19 protein-coding genes are annotated in these 14,229 nt (G+C 35.9%); 4 read left to right on the top strand and 15 right to left on the bottom strand.

The window, feature by feature from the left end; genetic code table 11:
• Position 1: 1 nt before the first annotated feature.
• The 3 genes from trmL to queG form a co-directional block, all read right to left on the bottom strand.
• Positions 2-475, bottom strand: a complete 474-nt coding sequence (gene trmL, locus ABC382_RS19305; RefSeq protein ID WP_322611134.1) for a tRNA (uridine(34)/cytosine(34)/5-carboxymethylaminomethyluridine(34)-2'-O)-methyltransferase TrmL — start codon at positions 473-475, stop codon at positions 2-4.
• A 75-nt stretch (positions 476-550) separates the two neighbouring features.
• Positions 551-1,009 carry a hypothetical protein gene (locus ABC382_RS19300; RefSeq protein WP_412927036.1) on the bottom strand — a complete coding sequence of 153 codons (459 nt, stop codon included), beginning with the start codon at positions 1,007-1,009 and terminating at the stop codon, positions 551-553.
• Between the two features lie 70 nt (positions 1,010-1,079).
• The gene (queG, locus tag ABC382_RS19295; RefSeq protein WP_312507328.1) at positions 1,080-2,210 is read right to left on the bottom strand and encodes a tRNA epoxyqueuosine(34) reductase QueG; all 1,131 of its coding nucleotides are present in this window, start codon (positions 2,208-2,210) and stop codon (positions 1,080-1,082) included.
• A 59-nt stretch (positions 2,211-2,269) separates the two neighbouring features.
• Between queG and ABC382_RS19290 the strand changes: the two genes are divergently transcribed.
• The 3 genes from ABC382_RS19290 to ABC382_RS19280 all read left to right on the top strand — a co-directional run bounded on the left by ABC382_RS19290 (position 2,270) and on the right by ABC382_RS19280 (position 4,305).
• Entirely contained in the window at positions 2,270-2,959 is a 690-nt protein-coding gene (locus ABC382_RS19290; protein WP_322611136.1) for a B3/B4 domain-containing protein, read from the top strand.
• A 15-nt stretch (positions 2,960-2,974) separates the two neighbouring features.
• Positions 2,975-3,484, top strand: a complete 510-nt coding sequence (locus tag ABC382_RS19285) for a hypothetical protein (RefSeq protein WP_274794472.1) — start codon at positions 2,975-2,977, stop codon at positions 3,482-3,484.
• Between the two features lie 599 nt (positions 3,485-4,083).
• Positions 4,084-4,305, top strand: a complete 222-nt coding sequence (locus tag ABC382_RS19280) for an antA/AntB antirepressor family protein (RefSeq protein WP_412927035.1) — start codon at positions 4,084-4,086, stop codon at positions 4,303-4,305.
• On the opposite strand, the gene ABC382_RS19275 is transcribed toward ABC382_RS19280, so the two are convergent.
• Positions 4,298-4,651: a hypothetical protein gene (locus ABC382_RS19275; protein ID WP_412927034.1), complete on the bottom strand. Its 354-nt coding sequence runs from the start codon at positions 4,649-4,651 to the stop codon at positions 4,298-4,300. The two genes, ABC382_RS19280 and ABC382_RS19275, sit on opposite strands and share 8 nt — an antisense overlap.
• Positions 4,652-4,749: 98 nt before the next feature.
• A complete protein-coding gene (locus ABC382_RS19270) occupies positions 4,750-4,980 on the bottom strand; it encodes a hypothetical protein (RefSeq protein WP_412927033.1) in 231 nt (76 codons plus the stop codon).
• 193 nt (positions 4,981-5,173) lie between these two features.
• Between ABC382_RS19270 and ABC382_RS19265 the strand changes: the two genes are divergently transcribed.
• On the top strand, positions 5,174-5,395 hold the full coding sequence (locus tag ABC382_RS19265) for a helix-turn-helix domain-containing protein (protein ID WP_243432702.1): 222 nt from the start codon (positions 5,174-5,176) through the stop codon (positions 5,393-5,395).
• A 21-nt stretch (positions 5,396-5,416) separates the two neighbouring features.
• Here the strand turns inward: ABC382_RS19265 and ABC382_RS19260 are convergent, their stop codons facing one another.
• From ABC382_RS19260 to ABC382_RS19215, 10 genes are all read right to left on the bottom strand, one after another.
• Positions 5,417-5,689, bottom strand: coding sequence for a helix-turn-helix domain-containing protein (locus ABC382_RS19260; RefSeq protein ID WP_341275678.1), 273 nt, complete (start codon positions 5,687-5,689; stop codon positions 5,417-5,419).
• A gap of 141 nt (positions 5,690-5,830) precedes the next feature.
• Positions 5,831-6,715, bottom strand: a complete 885-nt coding sequence (locus tag ABC382_RS19255; protein WP_313470542.1) for a DUF3037 domain-containing protein — start codon at positions 6,713-6,715, stop codon at positions 5,831-5,833.
• Positions 6,682-7,680, bottom strand: a complete 999-nt coding sequence (locus tag ABC382_RS19250; protein ID WP_412927032.1) for a HipA family kinase — start codon at positions 7,678-7,680, stop codon at positions 6,682-6,684. The genes ABC382_RS19255 and ABC382_RS19250 overlap by 34 nt, the downstream gene beginning before the upstream one ends.
• 157 nt (positions 7,681-7,837) lie before the next feature.
• A complete protein-coding gene (locus ABC382_RS19245; protein ID WP_412927031.1) occupies positions 7,838-8,140 on the bottom strand; it encodes a hypothetical protein in 303 nt (100 codons plus the stop codon).
• Positions 8,141-8,236: 96 nt separating this feature from the next.
• The gene (locus tag ABC382_RS19240; protein ID WP_337976219.1) at positions 8,237-8,905 is read right to left on the bottom strand and encodes a hypothetical protein; all 669 of its coding nucleotides are present in this window, start codon (positions 8,903-8,905) and stop codon (positions 8,237-8,239) included.
• Positions 8,902-11,793, bottom strand: coding sequence for a replication protein (locus ABC382_RS19235; protein WP_412927030.1), 2,892 nt, complete (start codon positions 11,791-11,793; stop codon positions 8,902-8,904). Before ABC382_RS19235 ends, ABC382_RS19240 begins: the two co-directional genes overlap by 4 nt.
• On the bottom strand, positions 11,783-12,091 hold the full coding sequence (locus tag ABC382_RS19230; RefSeq protein WP_412927029.1) for a hypothetical protein: 309 nt from the start codon (positions 12,089-12,091) through the stop codon (positions 11,783-11,785). The genes ABC382_RS19235 and ABC382_RS19230 overlap by 11 nt, the downstream gene beginning before the upstream one ends.
• 126 nt (positions 12,092-12,217) lie before the next feature.
• Positions 12,218-12,679: a hypothetical protein gene (locus tag ABC382_RS19225; RefSeq protein ID WP_412927028.1), complete on the bottom strand. Its 462-nt coding sequence runs from the start codon at positions 12,677-12,679 to the stop codon at positions 12,218-12,220.
• Entirely contained in the window at positions 12,679-13,308 is a 630-nt protein-coding gene (locus ABC382_RS19220) for a hypothetical protein (protein WP_412927027.1), read from the bottom strand. The genes ABC382_RS19225 and ABC382_RS19220 overlap by 1 nt, the downstream gene beginning before the upstream one ends.
• A 390-nt stretch (positions 13,309-13,698) precedes the next feature.
• On the bottom strand, positions 13,699-14,229 hold the full coding sequence (locus ABC382_RS19215) for a hypothetical protein (RefSeq protein WP_337976224.1): 531 nt from the start codon (positions 14,227-14,229) through the stop codon (positions 13,699-13,701).

The raw sequence follows: 14,229 nt of genomic DNA, 5'->3' as shown, positions 1-14,229 counted from the left end.
TTTAATGTAATCCTGGATATCCTTGTTGACGTAATGCCTCATAAATTACAATAGCAGCCGTATTAGATAAATTAAGAGAACGGACATGATCACTTTGCGGAATACGTAAACACATATCTCGACGTTCATAAGCAAAGTCCTTTGGCAAACCTGTTGTTTCTTTTCCGAACATAAAGTAAATATCTCGGTTTTGATCACTAAAATCATGTGTCGTAAATGGCTCTTCACTATATGTTTCGATTAAATATACATCTCCATTTTTAGAGTATTCTATAAAATCATCAAGTGAGTCATGGTAGACCACATTAACACTATGCCAATAATCTAAGCCCGCACGTTTAAGCATTTTATCATCCGTCGAAAAGCCAAGTGGACGAATTAAATGTAATGATGTATTAGTGCCTGCACAGGTGCGAGCAATGTTCCCTGTATTGGCTGGTATTTCTGGTTGATACAAAACGATATGCAATGGCATAACGGTACACTTCCTTATTAAGAATTTCTTTAAATCGGTTTAAGAGGACTGCGAAACTCATTTAGAGGGCAACTCTCACTTTTGGAGCGGTTTTGCCTGCATAGGAGCGACTTCCCCTCTGCTTTGAGCGGGGCTCGGCTCTTTTGGAGCGACTTCACTCACTTTTGGAGCGGTTACCATCTCTTTTCGAGCGACTTCACCCACATTTGGAGCGGTTACCATCTCTTTTCGAGCGACTTCACTCACTTTTGGAGCGGTTGCCATCTCTTTTCGAGCGACTTCACTTACTTTTGGAGCGGTTGCCACCTCTTTTCGAGCGACTTCACTCACTTTTGGAGCGGTTGCCATCTCTTTTGGAGCGACTTCACTCACTTTTGGAGCGGTTGCCGCCTCTTTTGGAGCGACTTCACTCACTTTCGGAGCGGTTACCACCTTTTTTGGAGCGATTTCACTCACTTTTGGAGCGGTTGCCATCTCTTTTCGAGCGACTTCACTTACACTTGGAGCGGTTATCACTGCATTTGGAACCGCCACACCCACCTGGAGCGGTTGCTACTCCTCTAAAGTGACCCCCTCTTTAATTTAGTAGAGAAAATCGACCTCATTACTGAAAAAACTGCAATCCTTTGTTAATTTCAGCAAGCACATTTTCGTCCTGCTCTATAAGATCCGCTTCTTCTAAGGCGACTTTGGCCTGTTCTCCACCTATCTTTCCTAAAGCCCATGCTGCGGTGCCCCGGATGACTGGACGATCATCGTTTTTTAGTAGGCCGATTAAATCCGGTATGGCGGCTTCTTCTTTAAAATGAGCAAGTGCCAAAATGGCATTGCGTTGAATGGGCTTTTTGCCCCGCCAGGAACCTGATACGTGGCCAAACTTTGTCTTAAACTCTCGATTTGAAATGGTTAAGAGCGGTGTCAGTAGTGGCTTAGCAAGTTCTGGATCTGGTTTGAATTCTTCATGTATCCAATTGATTTTCCCTTTATTTTTTGGGCAAACTGTTTGGCATGTATCACAGCCATATAAACGATTACCGATATGACTACGAAACTCATCTGGCAATGTTCCCTTTGTCTGGGTTAGAAAGGCGATGCAGCGCTGGGCATTTAATTGTCCTCCTTCGATTAATGCGCCCGTTGGACATACATCCAAGCACAAACGGCAATCTCCACATTCATCCTCCATTGGCTTATCAGGTGCAAACGGAATGTTTGTGATGAGCTCACCCAAATATACATAAGAGCCAAACTCTGGCGTTATAATCGAGCAGTTTTTACCGCTCCAGCCAATGCCTGCACGTTCTGCTACTGCACGATCTACAAGAGCACCCGTATCAACCATTGATTCAATACGTACACCCTCCACACGTTCCTCAAGCCAATTAGATAATAGCTTTAAACGTTCACGTAATGCTGTATGATAATCGACACCCCATGAAGCACGGCAGAAAATTCCTCGCCTTGCCCCTCTTTTACCAGTAGGTGCATTTTCCATACGTGATGGATAGGCAACTGCTATTGCGACAATGCTCTCTGCTTCATTCAATAATTGAAGGGGTTCGGTACGTTTTTCAATATCACTTTCTTCAAAGCCAGACTGATAGCCTAGCTCCTGCTGACGACGCAGTCTGTTTTTAAGTTCTGTAAAGGGAGCTGCTGTGGTAAAACCTATTTTATCAACGCCAATGGACATGGCATATGCCACAAAGTCACGTTGTAGGTCATCTAAGTTCATTTTATTTCCAACTCCTTACATGGTACAATAGTAGAAATAGATAAAGTAGGTGAAGTTCTTTGGAAATTTCCATTAACCAATCTCTATTAGCACAACATCCCGAGCTAAAAATCGGCATTATTCATTATACCAAAATTGTCGTTGCAGAATCCCCTCAAATGATTAAAGGTAGAATGCAATTGTATCAGGAAAACCTTTATTTAGAATTGCAGGATCATCCTGTTACTCAGCTAGAGGGTATTGCTGAATGGCGAAAGCTATGGAAAAAACTCGGTGCTGATCCAAACCGTTATCGTCACTCAGCAGAAAGCTTAATGCGCCGAATTAGTAAACAAAATTATTTAACACCTCTTCATTCAGGTGTTGATTTGAATAATTTTTTCTCTCTCCAATACGAAATGCCAATTGGTCTATATGATGTCTCGAAAATCAAAGAGTTTGTAGAAATTACTTTAGGTCATGAAGAAGTTGGCTACGAAGGTTTAAATGGTCGTTTTAATACATTAAAAAATATTCTCTACAGTCGTGATGAGGTAGGTGCATTTGGTTCACCTTTCGTAGATTCTACACGTACAGCTGTTACAGAAGAAACAACTGAGGCGTTACAGCTATTTTATCTTCGACCATCCTTAACAAATGAAGCTGCAAACGACCTTCTTATGTCAGCAGGAAAAATGTTTAATCAAATTCATGGCGGTGACTATCAAATCGCTCTCTTGTCTAACGATGCACCATCTACAACACTATAAAAAGGACGTGTTTTCGTGATTAACCTTGCAGAAGCTGTTAAATTAAAAAGTATATTAGGAAAGAAAACTCAAGAACTTGTGAGTGAATTACATCGCAGTGCTTTTGTAACAGTAGAAAAAGGACAAGCTCCTAAAACAAGTTATCGTGCGATGCCGCTAATTGAAGCTGAATTAGCACAGGTTCGTTTAGATGCACGCACATTAGATCGTTTAGTATATGAAGCGAATATCCAAAACTCAGTAGATTTTAAAGGGCAAAAACTAGCTCTGGTGGAAGCCATTGAACTAGCAACACAGCTCCGTGCCGAGGCTGAACTTTGTAAAGAATTCAGCATGCGTGAAAAAGAAAGTGTCCGATTTGGCTATGGTGAAAATGCGTTGTTATACGAAATCGCCATGTATGAACCCGACGACTATCGAGAACGTGCGATTAAACTTGAAAAAGATGCACATAAATTATCCAATCTTATTAATTCGAAAAATTATAGTATACAAATTAATTTTGATGACTCTCGTTATTTCTAGACTCGGGGCGGTGAGACTCCAAACACCTTTTGATAAAAACATTGATATATCAGTAATTACAAGGCTTTTTCAAGGGTATTCCAAAATAAGTGAATGCCATTTTGAATGCTATTTATAAAAAAGCGTTGTTGGGGGCAAGTTTAATTAGGATTGGGGTTAACTCCCCAGTCCTTTTTATTTTACCTTCCACACTCTTTTACATCATTCGAAAATTAAGCAATTTTTTTCACTCCTGGAATTTCGTCAATGAAACTCACTAACCAATTTTGGACAGTGAAATAGGACAGTTCATTTTTGAGTTATGAGATTTTCACAAATTTGTGAGTATCTAAATCACTGTCGAATATTAGACCATAGTAACTCGCGGCTGAAAATTCAGCCACCAATTACTTCTGCTCAATTTTGAGCAAATCTTTTCAATCCGACATTTTCACGTGTAAGATTTTGTAGCTAAAAAATGAACAGCTAAAAAGGTGTCCCCAATTTTGGGGAGACGTGAAATTTGACGTCTCCTCATTTTTGAGGAAGCCCACCTGTACTTCCAGACATAAATGTCGTAAAGCTGATTTATTAGGACAATCCATTTTTGGTTTGACCGCATGACTGAATACGGATTTGTTGAAAACTTTGATTTTGTCGTGCTGGACAAAATTGTCCATGACGAAACAGCATTTGGTGGTAACAGAAAAATTACAGACCACGCATTAAAAATCGACATGGCCAAAGAAATATCGATGATTGAACGTATAGATAAGGCCTGCATATTTTTGCGCAAGCCCCATCTGTGTGTTAAAATGTTACTTAGATTTGTATTTACTTAGTCGATGTTAGCGCATCGGCTTTTTTATTTTCTTCATTTTTAATCACCGTTTCATATAATTTGTCAGCATGAATATTAAGGGTTTTGACTTCTTCTGACATGTCCTTAAACAAAGGATTGAATCCCATATCAATCAAACGTACTGTATCTCGTAATTCTTCAATCGCAACACAAGCCATTCCAGGTTTTTTATGCCAACCTTTGTATACTATATCATCAAGTCTTTCTATCAATCGTGCTACAGCACCCTGTACAACCTCTAATTGAATAATTTGTGCTGATAAGTTATAGGCATTGCAACTATTCTCATGTACCAATGATTTTACCTTTGCTGCTGCTTGTTCCATTCCGATTCCCTCTTTCATTCTTTATTTGTTTGCTACTGCATTCAAAAGTATTTGTTTATTGTGGTCAGACATGGCAAGCCATTCTTTCGTTGTCACCTTCATACATCGTCACTTCCTTTCAAAGATACGTTTCCAAACACAACATGCAAGCGATGGCGCATGTAAGCCACTTCAACATCGGTTAATAGCTTGTGGTACTTCATAATGCGCGCTAAACGGTGTGTATGCTTGTGAGCATCTTTTACCTGGTCCAGTTGAATCATTTTATTGTGGATGTATTCATTGCGCTGCTGGATAGTTTTTGATTGGTGACTTCCACACATTTTCATTTCCTCACCCCTTTCTAAATATCGGCTATTTCTAGTGCATTCACCGACTAACCATTGATGGTCATAAAATAGATTCGTACTAACTTCTTTGTACTTTTTACTAACTTCATTGTACATAGTAGTTAATAATTAGTCAATAGTAATTATGAAAAAATACCAACTTCATTGTATAATTAATTCAGGAGGGATTGTTTTGATAAAAATTACTTTGGATAGAATTATGTTTGAGAAAAAAATTAAAGTACCCCAATTAGTGGAGAAAAGTGGATTAAACAAAAATACTTTGTATGCTTTACAAAAGAATGAGGTAACTCGGATTGATTTAAATACTTTAGATGCATTATGTATAGCTCTGGATTGTGATATCACCGATTTACTTGAATACTCACCAAATAAAAAAGAGGACGCCCAATAATTCGGGTGTCCTTTAGTCATGTCACTCGATATTCATTAACCATTCTTCTATAGTAGCCCTATGAAATAAAATACGGCCACGCACTTTTTTATGTGGGATTTCATTTCGACGAACCATAGTATAAATCGTGGTGTTGCTTATTTGTAATTCTTCAGCCAATTCATCTACAGACATTGTCATTTTTTTATCAGGATCCACAATAATATTTTTCGCTGCTTGTAATGGCTTTACTAATTCTATTTCTAAATCGTCTGGTATCTCTACTAATAACTCTAATTTTAAATATTGTTTCATGGGCACGCTCCAATTGTTTTCTATTATCATTGCCATTTTATGAACTGAATAAAAAGAAAAACACTCTCGACTGATCTTGCAGTTGAAAGTGTTTTTTATCAGTATAGATATTTTGCTTAACAAGCGTAATTTATTTCTTAATTACGATATAAGAATTTCTTCAATATCATGTGCATCATTTTCGATAGTTCTGCAAAGTTCAATTACTTTCGATTCTTCATCCAAATCCAATTTTACGATTCTTTCTTTATCCATCTTTGTTAAGTATGCCAAAACTTCATTAAATTCTCTATGATCCAATATCTCTGAAGACTTAAATAATAAATGCATTCTTGCATCATCTTCTATATTTTCAAACATTAATTTCATTTTAGCAAACCACTCTGTGTTTTTACTTGGACCAGAGAATTGTGGAACGGCTTGGAGATAATTCCACACACCGTTTTTATAACCAAAATCCACATTAATTTTTAATAGATCCCCTAAGTCTTTTATGGGTGAAATAGGAAAATCATACATTACCTTTGTTCCAAGTAAATCATGCTCTTCAAAGACCTCTCTCACATACTTCTTAACACTTACATGTTTATCATTAACTTGTAGATATTTACTACCGATATATGTTTCGAAAACTTTATTAAACAATTTTTCATAATCTGCAGTTAGAGAAAAGCTTGGTCTAGTTAGTGTTAATTTTTGATTTTTGTAATACTCGTACAGTTTTTCGAGAAAATCTTCAGCAACAGGAGAGCCAACACCTATTTCCCCGACATTTCCCAAAAGGTCATGTATACTTTCTTTCAAATAATACTCAAGTTTATCCTTATATGATTTGTATAACGCAACATCTCTATTGGAGTTAGCTATAGCTTTTATCTTTGGAGAATTTTCGTCAAGTATAAGATACTTCGTTTCAATAGTCTGGTTAAACGAATGCATAACCACTCCAACATTCACTATCTCGCCAGCTAAATCATCCGCACAATAACGAACTATACTATACCAACATTCTTTTCTTTCCTCCATTGCAACTCACCTCCTAGATAATTAGAAAAAGCATTTCTTTCAGCCATTCGTTGTATAATAAATCTAACAAGATTTTTTTGATTTAAAATAAATTGTTTATGGAACGCTATTTGTTGACTTTTTTGCCCTTTTACAAACCACTCGTCTGGTATTTCTTTAAACCATTCATCCAGAAGAGGCTCTGATATATCTTCGATTAAGTTTACTACATTTTTAAAGCTGTGTTCCACTACATTTGTTAAATCAATTTTATCTTCCAAAGAATTAAAAACAGGCCCAAGTCCATCTAACAACCCTTGATTCACATTATTTCCAAAAGCGATATTTATATACCCATCAATATACTGATATGTATTTTCTACGCTCCTCATGACATTTACCTTTTCTATTCCCCATTTTGGACCAAAAAAAGCATGTCCGTGGTCTATTGCATATATTCTTCTTAAACTAGAATGGTTAGAAACGAGAAGGTTACCTGTATTTCCGTATCTGTCAAAATTAGCAATAAGTAAATCAAATGCAAGTATCTTGGAAATATCACCAACATTTGTTATATTGGAGAAAAAGGTATTCCATGATCTTGTAATATAAGGCTTTTTCATTTGTATCATTTCCCTATAATTTTCAACCATATTATTTTCTGTATCTTTTAATTCCATACTTGCAAATAAATTACCTTCATAAAACCGATGTACAAAAGTCAATGCAGGATCTTTTTCGATTAACTTCCCACTAAGATACGCTATTGCCACTTCTGGAATTGGTACACCCAAGTAACATGCAATTTGATAAGCTAGTAATTCATTCAAAAACATACAATCATAAGTTACCATTTTGTTATCTTCAAAAACCTTTTGAGTCTTTAGAACGTATCTATTAAAATCGTCTCCTAAAATTAAAGAAGGTCGACTTATTCCTTCGCCTAACGGATTTAATACCGCATTAACATTTATTCTATTAATCAACAATCTCCCTCCCCATTTCATATAATTGCTTTCTTTATTATAAATTACCAATGATTCTATTACAATTATTACAAATTCATACAACCTTGTCACTACTTCAGCTATACTATTTCTTGATAAAAAAGCCACACCTTGTTAGATGTGACTTATGTAAAATTTATAGATTTTCATAATACAGAATGCCTTTAGGAGTTATTTCTACTGCGTAACCTTCTTCTGGAACTATACGTTTTTCATCATAAACTAAATTGACATAACCTAGTTCATTCAAGACTTTATATGCCAAAAATTTCTCAAAATCTTCGCTGTCAGATTTGCCTTTAAACGTTACACTTTTATTCATTTCTTTATCTTTAAACATTCTTACATAAAGTTCTTTTAAAAGTATTTTACGATAGGCATTTCTTTTCTTTATTTCTATTTGTTCTTCACCATTTTTTGTAAAAATTTTACCTTCCATATTTATCACCTCCCATTTACCTATATCATAGTACAAATGGAATGTATTGTCATTATAAAAAGAGACTACCAATTTAGTAGTCTCAAATAGTTTAATTTATTGATTTTGCAATTCTGTCCTACCTTCAAAATGCATCACTTCTCCATTAACTAAGGCTAATACATGGTAACAATAAGTGTTTGACACATCATCTGGATAATCCTTCATTAGCTCATACTGCAAATGCATTGAGTAATTAATAAGATCCTCTATTAATGTGGAAATATCGTTTTTATTTCTAATCGCTCCGTTAACGTCTCCTAATCGTTCATATGCCTTTGAAACGTCCTTCGGAGCAATTAAACTGCCTGCTATACCGAATGAAGGTACTATGGACATTTCAACCCCATCATCCACATTATAAGTAATGCTATACATACTCCCTGACTCAATATCAAATCCAATAATTTGAACAGTGAAGAATATGTCTTTGTGTATTTTAAATACTGTAGCAAATTCATCAGGAACTGTATGAGCTAATCTATTTAGATGCATACAAATTTCAGTTGCTTTGTTAGAATTTAAACCTTTCAATTCCTCGATTACATATTCGTAAATGGCATTTAAACCACCGCCTGCAGCAATAAAATTATCAGATATACGATGAATTTTAGTTTCCATATCAGGTAGTTTAATAGTTTTTCCAAATAGCTTAAAAACCTGTTTGGTATCACCACTAATTAAACAAACTGATTGGCCATCTCCAAAAGTAGAAATGAGTGTCATACTTTCCCTCCAATTGGTTCGAATTTTATTTTAGGTAAATTAGGATTCGGAATAAATTGTTTTGCTGCTTGTACAACTTTTTTAGCTTTAAATTGGATAAACACCTTAGCTGGTGAATTGATACCAAGCATTTTTTTAGCTTTATTTACTACACCATCCACAACACCTGTAATTGCTTCAATTGCATTAACAGCCATATCTGATATACCTTTAATGAGACCATTTATGATGTCTTTACCGATTGAAATAAATTGAGCAGGTAATGATTTTACTTTTTCCACCATGCCGTCTCTTACTTCCGTTATTTTATTAATAACATTCTTCTTCATTGTAGAGATTGTATTAACGAAATTAGTGGCCAAATTCTTCACGAAATTGATTACTGAACTTACCATATTTGAAATTGTACTACCTGTATTAGTAGCCAAATTTTTAAAGAAATTTAGAACTGAAGTAGAGAAGTTAGAAACTGTGGAGGACACTTTTGAGCCCATTGAGGTAAAGAATTTAGCTATGTCATCCCACATGCCTTTTAATAGACTAACGCCTGTTTTAGCAAGGTTAGTGACAATCGTTTTGATACCACCGAAGAATGATAGTGTCATCCATCCAACAACAAGATCAATGGCCCCTTTAAAGATTTGTTTAACGCCTTCCCACATCTTGCTGAAGTCGCCTGTAAAAAGACCAGTGAACACTTTAATGGCACCCATAATCACATTTAAAGCACCATCTATGACTTGCTTAATGGCGTTCCACACAGTTTCAATAACAAACTTTACTGCTGGCATAACAAACTCAATAACGGCTTTAATGCCATTAAATACGTTCTCTACAGCTTGTAATATTTGAGTACCGTTTTGATCCCAAAACTGTTTGATTTGAGCAATTTTTTCTCCAATAAAGGAAGCAACGGACTCAAAGACTGTGACTGCTATATCCTTTATAGCATGAAAGACAGTATTAACGTTTTCCCTGAATGTTTCAGAACTTTGATAAGCAGCCACAAGAGCAATGCCTATTCCTGCAATGGCGGCGACAACCAAGCCTATTGGAGATACAATTGCTCCTACTGCAGCTGCTAATGCGGGCCATGCGGTGACGAGTCCACCAATCGCTGGCATTAATGCCGCGAATGCACCTACTAAAATACCAATTGCTGCACCAATGGCTACAATTGCTGCAGCTAATCCAGCATTATTGGTAACCCATTGAGAAATTATTGAAACTAAATTTGCAATGACATCCAGAACAGGTTTTACAGCTGTTTGTAGACTTGCAAATGCTTCTCGCATAGTAACAGTTGGATCATTCTCTAGTTTCTTTTGAGATTCTGCAATATCATCAATGCCTTTTTTCAGATCAACTTGTTTTCCTTCAGCCTTAAGGATGGTATCTATAATTTTTTTCCCTTGATCTTCCCACATTGTTCCAAACATCTTTGTGCCAAGTTGGTTACGGACAGTTGCATCATCGACACTAGCTAATGCCTTTGTGGCTTCAAGCATAGCCTTTTGACCTTCTTCGCCACCTTCAGCGATTGATTGCCCCCAGGTAACAAACTGTTTAGCTGAAATATCAGTTTGAGCTATTATCTCTTTTAAAGAATTATCAAGCCCATTACCGAAGTCAGCCATTTGGATACGGCCCTCTTTGACACCATCCAAAAGTGAATCTATGTTCCAACTTTTTGTATCAACACCAGCTGCCATAATAGCCTGTACTTCTTTTGCTGTGAAACCAGCCTGAATCATCTGATCTCCGTATTCAGCGATAATATCTAATTGTTCTGGAGGAAATCCTGTTTTCAATAAAGTATTCACTAAACCCATTGCTTCTTCATTTGTGATTCCTAAAGTAGCAGCAATTTCATTACCTTCTTGAATTAATTCTGTGAAATCAATACCTGAATACGCTGAAGCAATTACTCCTGCCATTTTTACGACCGATGCATTCGCTTCATCAGAAGCATCTTTATTCAAGGCCCATTGACGACGCACACCTTCAAGTGCTTCTTCACCATCTACACCATAGGTTTCAATCGATTTAATCGCATCTCGAACCGATGCCTTACTTTCTTCTGGTACATCAAAAGAAATATCGATCTTAGTGTCTAAACTTGAAACATCAAGTGCTTGTTGTACAACTCCTGCTATACCTCCTCCAGCTGCTAATCCTGCAACGACACCACCTAATTTATCACCAAATCCGTTTACTTCATCTCCTGCTTCATTTGCAGCATCTGCTATCCTTGATAACTCTAAACTAACGTTCGTTAATCCCCTAGAGTCAACTTGACGCAGTGCATTACGCATTTGGTCAATATCTGCACTTGCCCCTAGTGCATGACGGCCCATAATTTGCAAGGCACGGTTTATTTGATCTGCTGAAGCTGTACCATTTCTAATCGCATTGGTAAGCCTATTACCAAGTGCATCAGAAAACTGATTTACATCGGTACCTGTTGCTCTAAAAAATGTACCCAGTTCTTGTTGGCTTCTAGATAGCCTTTCATGGTCCATCTGAACTGTGCTAAGTTGATTACTGTAATTTCTAAATTGAGCTTCTGTTAATGCTAGCTCTCTTTGGAATGCCCTATACTGTTCGGCTCCAATGTCACCTCGTTGAAACTGTGCATCTACTTGCGATTGAGCAGCTCGTAATGCAGTTAACTTTTCTTCAGTATTTTGTACTGTTTGTTGCAAAAGTTCCATCTTTTGTGCAACTAGTTGCGCGTTACCTGGATCCAATTTTAATAATCGTTCAACGTCTTTTAATTCGCTTTGTAAATTACCAGCTTGCTTATTAACATCTTTTAATGCTCCTTCTAAACCGGTTGTATCACCATCGATGGAAATCGTAATCCCTTTAATACGATTATTGGCCATAGAAATCATCTCCTTTCAATTTTTCTTGTATTTCTAAAAAGATGCCTTTTACTGGTATAGTGGTACAACTATCAACCCAATCATTATACTTAGGTAGATTAGGATTAGCAGTTTTAGCAAAACTCCAAATTATTTGTGCAAGCTTTTCGTTATGATATAAATCATTCTTATAATCAGTTGAATAGATTCCGATATTAGTTATTAAATCCCCGTGAAAGTTTTTTCTATAAATTCTTTTTGTCATTGGGCTAGCGCACATTGGAGTTTCTTTACCATCAATCTCTATTGTGAATCGCATTTTTCAACCTACTTTCTTTAAAAATAGCGCCAATCATTGGACTGACGCATATTACTTATAAAATTGTCATGCAATCTGTATCTTTATCAAAAGAAACCGACATCATAACTTTTTGAACTATTAAACTTACTCATTTCGTAAATCTTTTAAATCAGAGAAGGTTAATTTTTCTTTTTCCTCATACTCTACAAAATCTCCAATTTCTATTGAATACTCATGACCACCAATCATCCAACCTCTTTTCTTAAAATCCTCTGTAACTGAAATTTCTAACAAAGATTTATAATGTCTTTTGTTTTCTATTTCGTCTTCGTATTCTTTAAAAAAGATTTCAAGCTTTCGTGTGAATGTTGGTGAATTATCTAGTTTTTCTTTAGTTAAAAAACCTTTGATTGCATTAGTCATTTCACTAAAGCTAAATAGCCTTCCTTCCCCACGTTTTTCTCCGTTTTCTACTGTCAATTCTTTCGTAAATTTCATTTTTGCAGCTTCTGAAATTGGACGAATTTTTACTGGATAGTAGCCGATATGTTCTTTTTGTTCTTTGTCCTTAATTAATTTGTAGTATTTTTCAACTAAAGTTGTCATTATTTATCTCCTCCGTAGAATAAATTTTGGCTATTACTAAATTTAAGATTAGAAATCTTTCTACGAATATTATTCATTTCGCTTAATACGGTTAGAATGTCCTCGCCTTTCAATTCTTCTTTTGTAACAATAAGATGGTGTGGAATAAAACTGTGTTCTTGGAGAACATAACTCGGCATTTTTCTTTCTAAAATTCCATCCCTATATTTAATAATTTGTGGGACAATTTTACGCATTTCCTCTAATCTTTTTATATTTGAAATTAAAGTAATAATTTGGCCCAATTCGTCGACTGATTTATGAAGTAGATCATATTGTTCTTTTAGGACCACATCTACTGCCTCTACTTCAATTTTTAAATTCGACAGGATTTTCTCGCGATGCTCTGTTGGCATCATCGGGAATTGTTCACCGTTTTCTAACAAGAAACGCTCTTCTTCAAGTTCCTTTTCTAGAACTTGTTTCTCTTCGTATGTTTTGGCCTGTTTGATTATTTTTTTTAAAATCATTATTTTTTCATCTGGTGCTAATCCTCGTCTTTTTTCCTCAACATATTCACTAAGTAATTTTTTAGCTTTCATTGATTCCTGTAAAAATTCATTAAAATTAATTGGTTGTGATTTTTTCATTCATTTCTCACCTTTCGTTGTTTATACCCCTCCCCCCTCACGCGCGTAAAAAGGAAAGGAAAATTTGGACAGTACACCCCATCACCGTTTCCCGACTTAAAGAAAATTGTCGGACCCTAAGAGGCGGGGGGCTTATATCACTTTTTACATTTCAATCACCCCTTTCAAATAAAATAAAAAGCCCACAACTAACACATTGCTGTGCAGTCATGGACTTCTAGAGTCTCTATGGTTATTTAACTTTGTAATGATTAATTGCTTTACAGCTTGATCGTGTGCATTGTACTTCTATGTCACACTGAGAAACACTTGCTTCATATTCTTTAGCAGCTTTAAGTAATAGCTTTCCACATTTTGTGCATCGTAGTTCTTTCATATTGTTTCCCCATCCTATCTTCCAGTTTTAACTCTTTCTCTTCTAGATTCATTAGCAAATATTTTTCTTGCTTGCTCATGTGGGATTGTTGTAGTGCATCCACAATGAGTACAACATGTTTCATATTTAGGGTTTATTAACTCCCTTAGTTGTTCCAAATATTCATTGAAATTGGGAATTGGATTTACAATAGGTTCTTCCTTTGGTTGCTTCATATATTCGGTAAAAGAAGCATGTATTTTAGCTATATTACTGTAACTATGGCCTAACACTTGCGCAACTTCTTCCAATGAATAACCTTCAATGTATTTGTAATAAACCAATTTAGTGAAATCATGTTTACTATTTTTCATGTACGATTTCAAATCTTCTAGATCTTTCATTTGAAACGACTTCTCTTTTGCAGCAACTTGTCTTCTCTCTAGACTACTTGCCTCGTCATGTTCGATACATTCTAAACGATCAATATAATCCATGATTTTATAAGCATCTTGTATCATTCTTAGATTGGTACCTGGATTATACAATCCGAATGATCTTGTCAT

Origin of the sequence: Lysinibacillus phoenicis (genome assembly GCF_047238325.1) — a bacterium.
GTDB classification, from domain to species: domain Bacteria; phylum Bacillota; class Bacilli; order Bacillales_A; family Planococcaceae; genus Lysinibacillus; species Lysinibacillus irui.
The sequence above is the reverse complement of the archived record's forward strand: the minus strand, read 5'-3'. Positions and strand labels throughout refer to the sequence as shown.

Coding starts and splice junctions, on each gene's coding strand:
- ABC382_RS19260 (WP_341275678.1), bottom strand. CDS start 5,689: ATGAAACAATATTTAAAATTAGAGTTATTAGTAGAGATACCAGACGAT.
- ABC382_RS19270 (WP_412927033.1), bottom strand. CDS start 4,980: ATGAAAATGTGTGGAAGTCACCAATCAAAAACTATCCAGCAGCGCAAT.
- trmL (WP_322611134.1), bottom strand. CDS start 475: ATGCCATTGCATATCGTTTTGTATCAACCAGAAATACCAGCCAATACA.
- ABC382_RS19245 (WP_412927031.1), bottom strand. CDS start 8,140: ATGGAAGGTAAAATTTTTACAAAAAATGGTGAAGAACAAATAGAAATA.
- ABC382_RS19280 (WP_412927035.1), top strand. CDS start 4,084: ATGACTGAATACGGATTTGTTGAAAACTTTGATTTTGTCGTGCTGGAC.
- ABC382_RS19235 (WP_412927030.1), bottom strand. CDS start 11,793: ATGGCCAATAATCGTATTAAAGGGATTACGATTTCCATCGATGGTGAT.
- ABC382_RS19220 (WP_412927027.1), bottom strand. CDS start 13,308: ATGAAAAAATCACAACCAATTAATTTTAATGAATTTTTACAGGAATCA.
- queG (WP_312507328.1), bottom strand. CDS start 2,210: ATGAACTTAGATGACCTACAACGTGACTTTGTGGCATATGCCATGTCC.
- ABC382_RS19215 (WP_337976224.1), bottom strand. CDS start 14,229: ATGACAAGATCATTCGGATTGTATAATCCAGGTACCAATCTAAGAATG.
- ABC382_RS19275 (WP_412927034.1), bottom strand. CDS start 4,651: ATGGAACAAGCAGCAGCAAAGGTAAAATCATTGGTACATGAGAATAGT.
- ABC382_RS19255 (WP_313470542.1), bottom strand. CDS start 6,715: ATGGAGGAAAGAAAAGAATGTTGGTATAGTATAGTTCGTTATTGTGCG.
- ABC382_RS19225 (WP_412927028.1), bottom strand. CDS start 12,679: ATGACAACTTTAGTTGAAAAATACTACAAATTAATTAAGGACAAAGAA.
- ABC382_RS19230 (WP_412927029.1), bottom strand. CDS start 12,091: ATGCGATTCACAATAGAGATTGATGGTAAAGAAACTCCAATGTGCGCT.
- ABC382_RS19240 (WP_337976219.1), bottom strand. CDS start 8,905: ATGACACTCATTTCTACTTTTGGAGATGGCCAATCAGTTTGTTTAATT.